15 protein-coding genes and 1 pseudogene are annotated in these 12,360 nt (G+C 66.1%); 9 read left to right on the top strand and 7 right to left on the bottom strand.

Annotated features, from left to right (window positions below):
• A partial coding sequence (locus tag RTU05_RS13890; RefSeq protein ID WP_312598950.1) for a DnaA N-terminal domain-containing protein occupies positions 1 to 314 on the bottom strand: 314 nt, incomplete at its 3' end.
• Positions 315 to 786: 472 nt separating this feature from the next.
• Complete coding sequence (rpsT, locus tag RTU05_RS13885) at positions 787 to 1,056, bottom strand: 30S ribosomal protein S20 (RefSeq protein ID WP_248118659.1); 270 nt, start codon at positions 1,054 to 1,056, stop codon at positions 787 to 789.
• A gap of 340 nt (positions 1,057 to 1,396) precedes the next feature.
• Here rpsT and RTU05_RS13880 point away from each other — a divergent pair, with 340 nt between their 5' ends.
• The 4 genes from RTU05_RS13880 to RTU05_RS13865 all read left to right on the top strand — a co-directional run bounded on the left by RTU05_RS13880 (position 1,397) and on the right by RTU05_RS13865 (position 7,040).
• Positions 1,397 to 4,126: a TonB-dependent receptor gene (locus RTU05_RS13880; protein WP_312598949.1), complete on the top strand. Its 2,730-nt coding sequence runs from the start codon at positions 1,397 to 1,399 to the stop codon at positions 4,124 to 4,126.
• 238 nt (positions 4,127 to 4,364) lie between these two features.
• Complete coding sequence (locus RTU05_RS13875; protein WP_312598948.1) at positions 4,365 to 5,078, top strand: 2,3-bisphosphoglycerate-dependent phosphoglycerate mutase; 714 nt, start codon at positions 4,365 to 4,367, stop codon at positions 5,076 to 5,078.
• Complete coding sequence (locus RTU05_RS13870; RefSeq protein WP_292045273.1) at positions 5,075 to 5,704, top strand: bifunctional diaminohydroxyphosphoribosylaminopyrimidine deaminase/5-amino-6-(5-phosphoribosylamino)uracil reductase RibD; 630 nt, start codon at positions 5,075 to 5,077, stop codon at positions 5,702 to 5,704. The genes RTU05_RS13875 and RTU05_RS13870 overlap by 4 nt, the downstream gene beginning before the upstream one ends.
• Before the next feature lie 64 nt (positions 5,705 to 5,768).
• On the top strand, positions 5,769 to 7,040 hold the full coding sequence (locus RTU05_RS13865; RefSeq protein WP_312598947.1) for a pentapeptide repeat-containing protein: 1,272 nt from the start codon (positions 5,769 to 5,771) through the stop codon (positions 7,038 to 7,040).
• A gap of 7 nt (positions 7,041 to 7,047) precedes the next feature.
• On the opposite strand, the gene metK is transcribed toward RTU05_RS13865, so the two are convergent.
• Positions 7,048 to 8,253 carry a methionine adenosyltransferase gene (gene metK, locus RTU05_RS13860; protein WP_312598946.1) on the bottom strand — a complete coding sequence of 402 codons (1,206 nt, stop codon included), beginning with the start codon at positions 8,251 to 8,253 and terminating at the stop codon, positions 7,048 to 7,050.
• A 159-nt stretch (positions 8,254 to 8,412) separates the two neighbouring features.
• On the opposite strand from metK, the gene RTU05_RS13855 reads away from it, so the two are divergent.
• The 4 genes from RTU05_RS13855 (at position 8,413) to RTU05_RS13840 (ending at position 10,061) form a co-directional block, all read left to right on the top strand.
• The gene (locus RTU05_RS13855) at positions 8,413 to 8,859 is read left to right on the top strand and encodes a helix-turn-helix transcriptional regulator (RefSeq protein WP_312598945.1); all 447 of its coding nucleotides are present in this window, start codon (positions 8,413 to 8,415) and stop codon (positions 8,857 to 8,859) included.
• Between the two features lie 100 nt (positions 8,860 to 8,959).
• Entirely contained in the window at positions 8,960 to 9,229 is a 270-nt protein-coding gene (locus RTU05_RS13850; protein WP_312598944.1) for a hypothetical protein, read from the top strand.
• Between the two features lie 14 nt (positions 9,230 to 9,243).
• A complete protein-coding gene (locus RTU05_RS13845; RefSeq protein WP_312598943.1) occupies positions 9,244 to 9,714 on the top strand; it encodes a hypothetical protein in 471 nt (156 codons plus the stop codon).
• A complete protein-coding gene (locus RTU05_RS13840) occupies positions 9,711 to 10,061 on the top strand; it encodes a hypothetical protein (protein ID WP_312598942.1) in 351 nt (116 codons plus the stop codon). Before RTU05_RS13845 ends, RTU05_RS13840 begins: the two co-directional genes overlap by 4 nt.
• Positions 10,062 to 10,086: 25 nt before the next feature.
• On the opposite strand, the gene RTU05_RS13835 is transcribed toward RTU05_RS13840, so the two are convergent.
• From RTU05_RS13835 to RTU05_RS13820, 4 genes are all read right to left on the bottom strand, one after another.
• Complete coding sequence (locus RTU05_RS13835) at positions 10,087 to 10,440, bottom strand: helix-turn-helix domain-containing protein (RefSeq protein ID WP_248118646.1); 354 nt, start codon at positions 10,438 to 10,440, stop codon at positions 10,087 to 10,089.
• Between the two features lie 422 nt (positions 10,441 to 10,862).
• Positions 10,863 to 11,327 carry a MucR family transcriptional regulator gene (locus RTU05_RS13830; RefSeq protein WP_201099828.1) on the bottom strand — a complete coding sequence of 155 codons (465 nt, stop codon included), beginning with the start codon at positions 11,325 to 11,327 and terminating at the stop codon, positions 10,863 to 10,865.
• Between the two features lie 171 nt (positions 11,328 to 11,498).
• Positions 11,499 to 11,948: a transcriptional regulator gene (locus RTU05_RS13825; protein ID WP_312598941.1), complete on the bottom strand. Its 450-nt coding sequence runs from the start codon at positions 11,946 to 11,948 to the stop codon at positions 11,499 to 11,501.
• Positions 11,945 to 12,193 (bottom strand): hypothetical protein, encoded by a 249-nt coding sequence (locus tag RTU05_RS13820; protein ID WP_312598940.1) that lies wholly within the window; start codon positions 12,191 to 12,193, stop codon positions 11,945 to 11,947. The genes RTU05_RS13825 and RTU05_RS13820 overlap by 4 nt, the downstream gene beginning before the upstream one ends.
• Before the next feature lie 69 nt (positions 12,194 to 12,262).
• Here RTU05_RS13820 and RTU05_RS13815 point away from each other — a divergent pair.
• Positions 12,263 to 12,360: pseudogene (locus tag RTU05_RS13815) on the top strand (IS5/IS1182 family transposase); the annotation flags it as partial.

Raw genomic sequence — 12,360 nt, 5'->3', positions numbered from 1 at the left:
CCGGGCCGCACGGCCGAGGCCGGCGGGGCGGACCCGACCTCGGCGCGGCAACGCACCTCGAGACGGCGCGACAGGCCGTCCAGGCCCAGCCACAGCTCGTTCATCCGGCGCAGGGCGTTCTTGCGCACCCAATCCCGGGCGTAGGCGGTGGGGGTGACCAGGATCAGGCCCCCGGCGTTGTCCAGGCGCACCGCCGAAGGGGCGATGTAGGACGAGAAGGGGCCGTCGCCGATCTCGGCGCGCAGACGCAACGCGGCCTCGTTCCAGATGCGGTCCGGGTCCGTCAATCCCGACGTCTTCGTTCCGCCCGCCATCGCCGTTGCGCCCCCAACCATCTTGCCGCCGCTCCAAAACCAATCCGAACCGTGCGCGCTTCAGGGCGATGGTTCAGGGACGACTTCTCCTGCGCCGAAAAGCGATGCTTTTCGGACGGGGCCGAGCTCCTGGACAGACATCTCCCGCCGCCGCGGAACTGAAGTCCCGCGCCGTCTTCATCCGTGTTGGGATGGAAGTGCGTTAGAGGCCAAAACTTACGCCGCGAGCCGGGAGGGTCAACGCTGATTCGTTGGTCGATTCGCAGTTAAATTGTTTGACTCCGTCAAACCCTGCTCCCGCTTGGAATTTTGGCCGGATCAAGGCCCGACGACTGTTGTTCAGGGTCGGTGGGGCTTAGCGGCCAAACGCAAAACGGCGAAGAAGCAGATGCTTCTTCGCCGTTGTAATTGCTTGATAATCCCGTAACGAAACAGCGACAGCTGTTCCGTTGGCTGTGGGATTAATTTCGGCTCAGGCGGCCGACATCTTCTTCAACTGGGCGGCCAGACGCGACACCTTGCGCGAGCCCGTGTTCTTGTGAACCACGCCCTTGGAGACGGCGCGCATCAGCTCGGATTGAGCTTCGACGAAAGCGGTCTTGGCGACAGCGGCGTCGCCGCCGGCCAGAGCTTCCTGGAACTTGCGCAGATAGGTGCGGACGCGCGAGCGACGCGCCTTGTTCACTTGGGTCCGCGCTTCGATCTTGCGGATCGCCTTGCGGGCGCCGGGGTTGTTGGCCATGTCAAACCTTCGAACGGAAAACGCCGCGGAGCACACGTCCACGGCGCGGAAATCTCAAGAGGGCGGGCCTATAGCCGAAAGCCCGGAGGCGGTCAACGCGGAGTCTTCCTTGATCGACTCTGCGGTTGGGCGGCGGAGCGGGGCGCTCGACGCCCTGCGGATCGCGTCACGGGCGCACCCCGACTGTCTTTAACGCGCCACGGCCCCGTTTCCGTCGCAGGTTTTTCGACCCTGTTGGAAACACGCAACGCTTTCTCTTTCTTCATGAATTGTGTCGTTTTACGGCCATGTTTGTCCCGTCCTCCAGAGGGCTGAAAGTCATTTCCCGGATCATTGTTCCATGACCCAGACCGCGCTTCTGCTCCTCGCGATGGCCCCCAGCGCCGCCGTCCAGCCCGCCATTGTCGAGCCGGCGGCGGTGCAGGCGACCCCGCCGCAGACCGCCACGCCTCAATCCCAGCAGGACGAACCCACGGTGATCCTGCCCGACGTCGAGGTCACGGCGGCGCGGCGCGGCGTGGCCCTGGGCGGGCAGGAGCCGATCGTCTCCTACGACGCCGCCCAGATCCAGGCGTTCGGCGCGACCAACATCGGCGAGCTGGTCAGTCTGCTGGAGGCCCAGACCCGCAGCGCGCGCGGCGGTTCTCCGGTCTTTCTGGTCAATGGGCGCCGCATCTCGGGCTTTCGCGAGATCCGGGGCGTTCCGCCCGAGGCCATCGAGCGTTTCGACGTCCTGCCGGAAGAGACGGCGCTGTCCTATGGCTACAGCGCCAATCAGAGGGTGGTGAACATCGTCCTGAAGGCGGACTTCAAGTCGCTGACCGCCTCGGTCAACGTCAGCCGGCCCGAGCAGGGCGGCCGGACCACGACGGCCAGCGAGAACAACGTCCTGCGCATCGCCGGGTCGGACCGTTGGTCCCTGGACATCAACGGCACGACCTCCAACACCCTGTTCGAGACCGAACGCAACATCGACCGCACCGGCTCCGGCGTCCTGTTCGACGGCCGGGGCAATGTGACGGGTCTGGGGGGCGTACCCAGGGCGGGACAGACGAACCCCGCCGACACGGGCATCGACCCGGCCCTGTCGGCCCTGGCGGGATCGACGGTCTATGTGGCGGGCGTTCCCGTCTCGGCCGCGACCGGCGCGCCGACCCTGTCCGATTTCGTCTCGACTGCGGGCGTAGCGAACACGGGCGATCTGAACGCCTATCGCACCCTGTCGCCCCAGACCCACCAGGCCTCCATCGCGGGGACCTACAAGCACGACCTGAACGACAAGGTCGGCATGACCCTGAGCGGCAGCCTGGAGGACTCCAGCAGCTTCAGCTATCTGGGCCTGCCGGGCGTCACCCTGACCCTGCCGTCGGCCAACCCCTTCTCGCCCTTCGGCGACGACGTGCTGCTGTATCGCTACGTCGACCGGCCCGACGCCCTGACGCGCCAGACCGACACCCGCACCATCGGCCTGGGCACGGTGTTCGACGGCTATCTGGGCGATTGGCGCTGGACGGCGACGGGCGACTACAACCGGGTCACGACCGACACCTCCACCGGGCGCGGTCTGGACGCGGCGGCGTTGCAGACGGCGATCACGGCCAACGACCCATCGGTCAATCCGTTCGGCGATATCGGCGGCCGGGTGACGGAGCGGGCGCGCGACACCGCCCATTCGACGGCCCAGACCGCGACCGGCGAACTGGTGCTGAACGGCCGTCCGTTCGAGCTTCCGGCGGGCGAGGTGACGTCGACCTTCAAGGTCGGCGCCGGCTATCAGTCGCTGGATTCCGAAAGCGTGCGCGGGGGCGTCGCCGTCGACCGGTCGCAGTCGCGCAATTCGGGCAGCGTCCAGGCCAATTTCGACCTGCCGATCTCCAACGTCGATCGCGGCGTCCTGCCCAAGATCGGCGACCTGTCGGCCAATCTGAACCTGTCCTATCAGGAACTGTCCGATTTCGGCGGGGTCTCGTCGGTCGGGGCCGGTCTGAACTGGTCGCCGGTTCAGCGCCTGTCGCTGTCGGCCAACTATTCGGACGAGGGCAAGGCCCCCACCGTCCAGCAGCTGAACGATCCCACCGTGGCCACCCCCAATACGCCGGTGTTCGACTTCAGCACCAACCAGACGGTCGAGATCACCCAGATCACCGGCGGCGATCCCAATCTGAAGGCCGAGGATCGGCGCATCCTGAAACTGGGCGTCAACTGGCAGCCGGTGTCGGACAAGGATTTCCGCCTGAACCTGGCCTACACCCGCACCGAGGCGGATAATGAGATCGCCGGCTTCCCCGCCATCACCCCCGACCTTGAGGCGGCCCTGCCGGACCGCTTCGTGCGCGATGCGAACGGCGATCTGGTCTCCATCGACGCCCGCCCGCTGAACTTCTTCATGCGCGAGCAGCAGGACGTTCAGTGGGGCTTCAACTTCTCGCGTCCGTTCGGAAAGGCCGATCCGTCGCTGGCGCGACGTGGACCGGGCGGTCCGGGAGGCGCCATGACGATGGGGCCCGGCCCCGGAGGCCCGCGAGGTCCCGGCGGACCGGGCGGTCGTATGCGCGGTTCGCGCGGGCCGGGCATGCAGCCGGGGCAGGGGATGTTCAACCTGTCGCTGACACACACCTGGCGGGTTCAGGACGAGGTGACGATCCGCGACGGCCTGGCGCCGCTTGACCTGCTGAACGGCGATTCCATCTCGGGATCGGGCGGCCAGTCCCGCCACGAGGTCCAGTTGCAGACGGGGCTGTTCCGAAACGGCCTGGGCGCCTTCGTCAACGCCAACTGGCGCGAGGGCACGCGGGTCAACGGCGATGCCCTGGGTTCGCCCGATCTGGACTTCTCGGGGCGCACCACCGTCAATCTGTTCGCCTTCGCCGACCTGACCCAGCGCAAGGCCTGGGTGGAGCGGTTCCCGATCCTGAAGGGCACGCGCATCGGCTTCGGGGTGCAGAACATCTTCGACGACCGGATTTCCGTGACCAGCAGCGACGGCTCGACCCCGGTCAACTACCAGTCGGACTATCTGGACCCGCAGGGCCGCGTCTTCCGCATCAATCTGCGCAAGATCCTGTTCTGACCCGGTCGTCGGACGTCTAGGGCCAGACGACGGCGACTGCGATCATCACGGCGGCGGCGCCGAGGGCCAGGGCGAAGAAGAGGCGGTCGGACATGGCCTCTTGGTTACGCCCGCATGGGCGTGGCGGCAAGGACGGCGGGACAGGTCCCTGCGTCGCCGAACCTTGACCGATTTCTGACGGCGTCCTACCCCGCAGGGGACCGTCTGCCCGTCAGACCGACGCCCAAGGACCCATCGAATGCCGCGCCTGATCCTGCTCCGCCACGGCCAGAGCCAATGGAATCTCGAAAACCGCTTCACCGGCTGGGTCGACGTCGACCTGACGGCCGAGGGCGAGGCCCAGGCGCGGCGCGGCGGGGAGCTGATCGCCCAGGCCGGGTTCAAGCCGGCCGTCATGTTCACCTCGGTCCTGACGCGCGCCAAGCGCACCGGCGCCCTGGCCCTGCAGGCGGCGGGCCTGACCGATGTGCCGGTGATCGAGGACTGGCGCCTGAACGAGCGCCACTACGGCGGTCTGACGGGGCTGAACAAGGCCGAGACGGCCGAGAAACACGGCGAGGATCAGGTCAAGGTCTGGCGCCGCAGCTATGACGTGCCGCCGCCCCCGCTGGCGCCGGGCGGCGAGTTCGATTTCAACGCCGATCCCCGCTACGCCGGCAAGGCCATACCGGACACCGAGAGCCTGAAGACCACGCTGGACCGGGTGAAACCCTATTGGGACGCCGAGATCGCACCACGCCTGAAGGCGGGCGAGGACGTGCTGATCGCCGCCCACGGCAACTCGCTGCGCGCCATCGTCAAACTGCTGTTCGGCGTGCCGGACGACCGGATCGTCGGCGTCGAAATCCCGACCGGCAATCCGCTGGAGATCGACCTGGACGCGGCGCTGAAGCCGACGGCCGCGCGGTATCTGGACGCCGACCGGGCCGAAGCCCTGCCCGAGGCGTCATGAGCTGGAGCGACGCCGACCGGGGCTTCATGGCCCAGGCCATCGCCCTGGCGACCGGTCGCATGGGCGAGACCTGGCCCAATCCGGCCGTCGGCTGCGTCATCGTCAAGGACGGCCGCGTCATCGCCCAGGCCGCCACGGCGCCGGGCGGCCGTCCCCATGCCGAGGAGCAGGCCGTGCCCGCCGGCGGGGCCGAGGTGGCGGGATCGACCGTCTATGTCACGCTGGAGCCGTGCGGCGCCCGCTCGTCGGGCCGCAAGTCCTGCGCCCACTTCCTGACCGAGGCGGGGGTGGCGCGGGTGGTCATCGCCTGTCTGGACCCGTCGCCCTTCGCCGCCGGACGCGGCACCGAGCGCCTGCGCGCGCAGGGCCTGACCGTCGAGACCGGCCTGATGTGCGAAGAAGGCGAGGCTCTGTGCGAGGGCTTCCTGCACCGGCTTGAGACCGGCCGGCCGATGGTGCGGGTCAGTTCGGACGGGGTCGGCTTCGACGGCCGCTTCGTCGCCTCGCCCAAGGCCGATCTGGTGACCGAGCTGAAGCGGCTGGGAGAGGCGGGCTACACCCGCCTGTGGACCGGCCCCGGCGAACTGGCCGACGTCCTGGCCGAGCAGGGCTTGCTGACGGTCTGATCCAGCTCGCGAGGGTGTCGAGGCCGTTCAAGGCTTCTTAAGCGACGACCGCTAGGGTGATCCGATGGCCCTGGCTGCGGAACCCCTGGTGAGACGGCGCCTGACGCAGGCGGAACTGGACGTGGTCTGCGCCCGGCACGACCGGCTGTTCCAGGCCCGCCCCGGCGGGGCCCGCGCGGTCTTCGCCTGGATGGATCTGTCGGGCCTCAGTTTGAAGGGCCGGAATCTGGCCGACGCCGATTTCGCCGCCGCCTGTCTGGAAGGCTGCGACCTCACGGGCGCCAAGCTGGACAACGCCAACTTCTTCGGCGCGGACATGCAGGACGCCGTACTGGCCGAGGCCAGTCTGCGACGCGCCGACCTTCGCGGCGCCTGCCTGCGCGGGGCGGACCTGTCCGGCGCCGACATGTTCGAGGCGGACCTGCGCGAAGGCACGATCGCCGCCGCCGACGCCAAACTGGGCTTCAAGGTCATCGAGCCCCGTCATCGCGACGACACGGAGGCCAACGGCGCCTGTCTGGCCGGCGCCAATCTGCAGCGTTCCAAGATGTCGGGCGTCATGGCCATGCGGGCCGACTTCTCCGGCGCGGTGATGAAGGACTGCAAACTGGTTCGGGCCAATCTGAAACAGGCCGATTTCCGGGGCGCCGACCTGGCCGGGGCGGACCTGTCGGGCGCGGACCTGTCCGGCGCGGACCTGCGCGACGCCATTCTGGTCGGCTGCAAGACCACCCTGTGGCGCGCCGACGGGGCGGACATGCAGGGCGCGCTGACGGACAAGCGGTCGGCCTGCGAGTCCGTGGACCGGATGCCGGCGGCCGAAATGCTGCGCGAACACGCCCGCTGGTGCGAGACGGGCGGGGCGGAGGGGCAGCCTTCGGTCTTCGATGGGGTCGATCTGCGTCCGCTGAAATCCATCACCGGCCTGAACCTGACGGCCCTGTCGGCCAAGGGGGCGGTCTTCTACGGCCTGGACATGGAAGGGGTGCAGCTGCAGGGCGCCCAGCTCGAAAACGCGGACCTGCGGTCCGCCAGGCTGCGTCGCGCCGATCTGCGCGGGGCGCGTCTGAAGGGCGCGCGGCTTAACGGGGCGGACCTGCGCGAGGCGCAGTTGGGGCCGCTTCTGATCGCGGCGGATCGTTTGATGCCGGCCGATCTGACCGGGGCGGTTCTGCGCGGCGCCGACCTGTCGGGCGCCGATCTTAGGCGCGCCGTGCTGGCCAACGCCGATCTGGCGCGGGCGATCCTGCACGGCGCCCAGACGCGCCAGATCGACCTTACCGACGCCAATCTGACAGGTGTGCGCGGCCTGATCGTCGACGACCAGGCCGCCTGATCTCGGCCTAGACCAGCGCCTTGAGCTGATCGACCAGATCGGTCTTTTCCCAGCTGAAACCGCCATCCGCATCCGGCTCGCGGCCGAAGTGGCCATAGGCCGTGGTGCGGGCGTAGATCGGCTTGTTCAGGCCCAGATGCTGACGGATCGCGCGCGGCGTGGCGCCGCCGATCAGGTCCAGGATCTTGTCTTCCAGCACCGCTTCAGAAATCGTTCCCGTGCCGTGCAGATCGACGTGGATTGACTGGGGCTTGGCCACGCCGATGGCGTAGGAGATCTGGATGGTGCAGCGGTCGGCCAGACCGGCGGCGACCACGTTCTTGGCCAGATAGCGGCAGGCGTAGGCGGCCGAACGGTCCACCTTGGTCGGATCCTTGCCCGAGAAGGCGCCGCCGCCGTGCGGGGCCGCGCCGCCGTAGGTGTCGACGATGATCTTGCGCCCGGTCAGGCCGGCGTCGCCGTCAGGCCCGCCGATCTCGAAGATGCCGGTCGGATTGATGTGCCAGACGGTGTTCTCGTCGGTGAAGCCTTCCGGCAGCACTTCGAGGATATAGGGCTTCACGATCTCGGCGACCTGTTCCGAGCTCAGGCCCTTGGCATGCTGGGTGGACAGGACGATGGACGTCGCACGGACCGGCTTGCCGTCCTGGTATTCGATCGTCACCTGGCTCTTGGCGTCCGGCTCCAGCTGCGAACCGCCGGCGTGGCGCACTTCGGCGAGCCGCTTCAGGATGTTGTGGCTGTATTGCAGGGTCGCGGGCATCAGTTCCGGCGTCTCGTTGGACGCATAGCCGAACATGATGCCCTGATCGCCCGCGCCCTCGTCCTTCTCATTGGTGGAATCGACGCCGACGGCGATATCGGCCGACTGGGCGTGCAGATAGCAGGCGTATTCGGCCGTCTCCCAATGGAAGCCGTCCTGCTCGTATCCGATGTCCTTGACCGCCGCGCGGACCAGCGGCTCCAGGCTGTCGATGATGCTCTGGGTGAAGGCTTCGTTCTCTTCCTTGGTGTTACCCGGCTGGGTGGCGCGGACCTCGCCGGCCAGCACGATGCGCTGGGTGGTGACCAGGGTTTCGCACGCCACGCGCGCCTCGGGATCCTTGGCCAGGAAGGCGTCCACGACCGTATCGGAGATGCGGTCCGCGACCTTGTCGGGGTGGCCCTCGGAAACGCTTTCCGAGGTGAAGAGAAAGGAGGAACGAGCGGCCAAGGGTGGCTCCTGTCTGTGTCTAGCGGACAGACATATAAAGATATGCTTATATGTTCAAGTGATCTGACGGCCGGCCAGCATCAATGGATATCGTTCGCATCCTAACCGTAAGCGGCTGACACCCGCGATAAATACGGTAAACAGCGCGCGGGGGATCAGATGCCTGACAGCCTGACGACAAGAGAAAGCGAGTGCGTGCACCTTGCCGGCCAGGGCCTGGAGGACAAGGAGATCGCCGCACGCCTGGGCATATCCCCCCGCACGGTCGGCAACCACCTGCATCGCGCCTATGCCAAACTGGGCGTATCGGATCGAAAACTGGCCGCGCGCCGACTGAGTATCGCCTACTCAGAGGCGCCGATACTCATTCCCGAACCGGTCGATGCCGGGCCAGTTGATCCGGCGTCGGCTGAACGGTCGGTCGACGACAGCGCCGACGTCCTGCCGTCCTGGCCTCTGCCGCCCCCGCCTCGCGGGATCGGCGCACGGTTGGGGGTCATGATCGCCGGCGCCGTCGTCGCCCTGCTTCTGGCCCTCGGGATCGTGACGGCAGGCATGGGGGTTCCCACCCTTTTCGACCGGATCGCTCCCGAATGGGCCCGCTGACGCGGACATCATTCCAAGGGATCGACCAATGAGAAACATGCAGGTTGGGGTCAGGGTCGCAAGACAGGTCCGTACGGCGGAACACGCCATCGACCAGGCCATGATCGAGGTATGCCGCCTTGTCCAAACCTCGCTGGAGGGCCGCGTTGAGAGCCGTCTGGCGGCCGAGGTGGGGCAATCGGCCATCGAACACATCATTTCCGGCCTGGGTCAGTTGGCCACCGTTCGCGCCAGCATCGTCGCCGGCCATGCCGACTTGGCGACGGTCGCTGACGACCATGGCATCGGCTGGCGGATGGAAGGGATGGGCGAAGCCAAGACCGATCCCAAGCCGACCGCCCGCCTCGACGTCGTCAAACTGGCCGCCTGATCGGAAGCGACTTCATGCCCTCGCCGCTGCTGATGTTCGGCTCGGGCGTGACTGTGCTCGCCCTGTGCCTGCTGGTCTGGAAGGGACGTCGACCCGAGCGAGAAGCCGCCTTGGGTCTGTTTCTCGCCCAGATCCTGTCGGGCTGGGTCGATCATCTGGTCATCGGTCAGTTCCGATGGGCGGTCGCGACGATCTCCTTGGGTCTGTTGGTCCTGCTGATAAGGCTCGCGCTTCGTTATGATCGCTGGTGGCTGCTGCTGGCCGCCGGCGCCCAGATGCTGGCCTTCGTCACCCACCTGTCTTCGCTGTTCGGTCCTGGCGCCCTGACGTGGTCCATCGTCACCGCGCGCATGACCGTCTGGGTCGAGATCATGTTCTTGGCCCTCCTTGGAGTGTGGGAGGCGCGTTGCGCCCCCTACGCCCGCTCTCAATCATCGCTGCGGCCCGGCCCAAGGCCGCACGCACTCAAAGGATCTGAAACGTGATCACCGAACCCATCAAGGGCTTTTTACCCCTCTTCCGCTCCTGGTTCGACACCGCCGCCATGGCCGAAAAAGTCGGCGTGTCGGGCAGCCCCGACAATCTGCTATCCGAACTGGATCTGGGGCCCATGGTCGAGGCCGAGACCCGTCTGCTGAACCACACGCCCGCCAGCGCCGCCGAGGCGGCCTTCATGCTGGAAGTGGTGCGTCAGAACATGATCGACGCGGGCCGGTCGGACGGCCTGGACCTGCGCGCCCTGTCGGCTGTTCAGCGCTGGCTGGCCGATCATTCGACCGGCGAGGCCGACGGCCAGCCTGTCGAGCGGCTGCTGCGTCAGGCCCAGGTCTGACTTGGGGACGTCAGGGGGCGGCCGATCAGCCGCGCAGCCCCTTGGCGACGGTCAGCAGGGCGTCGCGCTGGGCGGGGTCCTGAATGCCGCGGAAGGCCGCCAGCAGTTCGGCGACGCCCGGGGCGGCCAGCGCAAGCTCGTCGCCCTCGGCCGTCTCCAGTTCACCCAGCAGGGCCGCACCGGTGGATTTCAGAACCGAGGCGATCTGCAGCAGACGCGCGGCGGACACGCGATTGACGCCCCGCTCGTACTTCTGAATCTGCTGGAAGGTGACGCCCGCGCCGGCGGCCAACTGGGCCTGTGTGATGCGAAGTTCCTCGCGACGCGCGCGGATGCGTCCGCCAATTGCGATGTCTACGGGATCAACTGCGTCGTTCATTTCGGCCTACGGTCAGATCTGATGCGGTGCCAAGGCCCCAAAACGCCCTCCACGTCAAGCCAAAGCTTGCAACCTAAGGGGTGTTACTTGCGCCGGTGATCCGCAATTCAACCACAAGGATATGCGGCCGGTCCCCCACCGCCGCCAGGCGGCGTTCGGCCCTTAAACAAAGGAAGTGGTGCCGCTTGCGTGACTCGAACACGCGACCCCATCATTACGAATTCGACGGAAGCAAATCTGTCAAATCCAAACGGCGCATGGCTTTTGGCACCAATCCGCTGACGGTGAAAGGCCCTTACCCACACATTACCCATTTTGGGCGAAGCGGTCGGCTCGGGCACTTCCGAAGTTACGATCGTTAGCTCAGTCGGATTTCAAATTTCGACCTGCGCCATACCTGCAAGCCCCAAGCGACCGGAAGCTCACTTCGACGAGCGGCCCCGTTTCGTGGACGGCTTTGGACCATCCGTAGGAGGCGTAGATTTGCGGCCTTTCGCGCCCAGCCCAATCGACTTTGCCAGCTCAGACCGACGGGCCGAGTAGGCGGGCGAGACCATCGGGTAGTCAGAGGCTAGCCCGTATCGATCTCGGTACTCGTCCGGCGTAATCCCGTTGGCCGACAAGTGACGCTTCAGCGACTTGTAGGTTCGGCCATCCAAGAAACTGACCAGACCCGCATCGGTGATCGACTTCCGAATCTGGCCAGCACTGGCGCGGACGTAGATTTCGACCGCTTCCGGTTCAGGCTGACCGACGTTCGCAAGGGCCGCATGAGTGGAAAAGATCAGATCTCCGATCCGCTCTGGCGGAAGGTCATTGTTGGATACGTAGTTGGCTACGATCCCGACGGTCATGTCGAGAATCGAGGGTGCTGGCTGATCGGTCATGCTTGGGGGTCCACCTCAGGCGTTGGCCGAACTCCAGATGGATCGACACTCGAGGTTCACCGTAAGCCGACACTTTGAATGTCCGCAATGGGTGGATACTGTTGAAAAAGTCGGGAGACCGCTGAAACGGCGCAAACTGCGTGCCGTTCACGAAATTCGGCTTTAACAAAATCAATCGGTTAGATTCTCGCGGCGGCACCACATCGAGCCCAGAAGGTCGATCACAGCAGGGTCGCGGACTTTTTCAACAGTATCGGTGGAAAGCAGAAGTGGAGGCCGTATCGTCTCGGTCTCCAGGTTTTCGAAAAGCAGGCGGACGGTGTGGCGCGTTACAGCTCGGCCATCCGATTTCAGTTCGACGACGTGAGCCTTGAACGCTGCCTTGCCTTGTTTGGTCAGGTTGGCCCAGGTCCGTTGGCGACCGTCTTGCGTAGCCTTGGTCAAAGCGACGTAGTCCGAATCCTCCAAGAGCTTGAGGTGCTTGGACAAGACGGAGTCAGACACACCTAACCGGTCTCGTAACAGGCTGAACTCGGCCTGGTCCACGCCAGAAAGGATTGCGCAAATTTGCAAGCGTCCAGGGGCATGAATGACGGGGTCGAACCGAGGAAGTGGCGTCACCGGACGTCCTCCCTCAACTCTTGCCGCCACACCCGCATCCAAATCCGGCTGCCGATGATCGCAGAGACGAATCCTACCGCGCCAGAAACCAGGAACAGCCAGTCCGGTCCTTGGAGGCGCCCGTAAAGCGACATGCCAATCAAGCCGAGGAATAGAACGCTCATCGCGTAGGCGACCCAGCGGGCGCGTGGCGGGGAGTACGACGCGGCCGAACGTGAATCCATATACCGGGCGCGCTGGAACACGGTCACCTAGGCTCAGGACCCATTGATGTGAGGCGAACGATCTGATTCAGGCTCCTGAGGAGTCTGGATATGAGCGATCTGTATTGGCTGACGGGCGAGCAGATGGCTCGGTTGGAGCCCTTCTTCCCCAAGAGCCACGGCAAGCCGCGGGTGGATGACCGCCGGGT

This window comes from Brevundimonas sp. (genome assembly GCF_032017145.1).
GTDB lineage: Bacteria > Pseudomonadota > Alphaproteobacteria > Caulobacterales > Caulobacteraceae > Brevundimonas.
Note: the sequence above shows the minus strand (reverse complement) of the source record. Positions and strands in the feature narration are given on the sequence as shown.

Excerpts from the sequence above, each read along its gene's own strand:
- rpsT (WP_248118659.1), bottom strand. The coding sequence starts at position 1,056 with ATGGCCAACAACCCCGGCGCCCGCAAGGCGATCCGCAAGATCGAAGCG.
- RTU05_RS13880 (WP_312598949.1), top strand. The coding sequence starts at position 1,397 with ATGACCCAGACCGCGCTTCTGCTCCTCGCGATGGCCCCCAGCGCCGCC.
- RTU05_RS13875 (WP_312598948.1), top strand. The coding sequence starts at position 4,365 with ATGCCGCGCCTGATCCTGCTCCGCCACGGCCAGAGCCAATGGAATCTC.
- RTU05_RS13870 (WP_292045273.1), top strand. The coding sequence starts at position 5,075 with ATGAGCTGGAGCGACGCCGACCGGGGCTTCATGGCCCAGGCCATCGCC.
- RTU05_RS13865 (WP_312598947.1), top strand. The coding sequence starts at position 5,769 with ATGGCCCTGGCTGCGGAACCCCTGGTGAGACGGCGCCTGACGCAGGCG.
- RTU05_RS13855 (WP_312598945.1), top strand. The coding sequence starts at position 8,413 with ATGCCTGACAGCCTGACGACAAGAGAAAGCGAGTGCGTGCACCTTGCC.
- RTU05_RS13850 (WP_312598944.1), top strand. The coding sequence starts at position 8,960 with ATGATCGAGGTATGCCGCCTTGTCCAAACCTCGCTGGAGGGCCGCGTT.
- RTU05_RS13845 (WP_312598943.1), top strand. The coding sequence starts at position 9,244 with ATGCCCTCGCCGCTGCTGATGTTCGGCTCGGGCGTGACTGTGCTCGCC.
- RTU05_RS13835 (WP_248118646.1), bottom strand. The coding sequence starts at position 10,440 with ATGAACGACGCAGTTGATCCCGTAGACATCGCAATTGGCGGACGCATC.
- RTU05_RS13830 (WP_201099828.1), bottom strand. The coding sequence starts at position 11,327 with ATGACCGATCAGCCAGCACCCTCGATTCTCGACATGACCGTCGGGATC.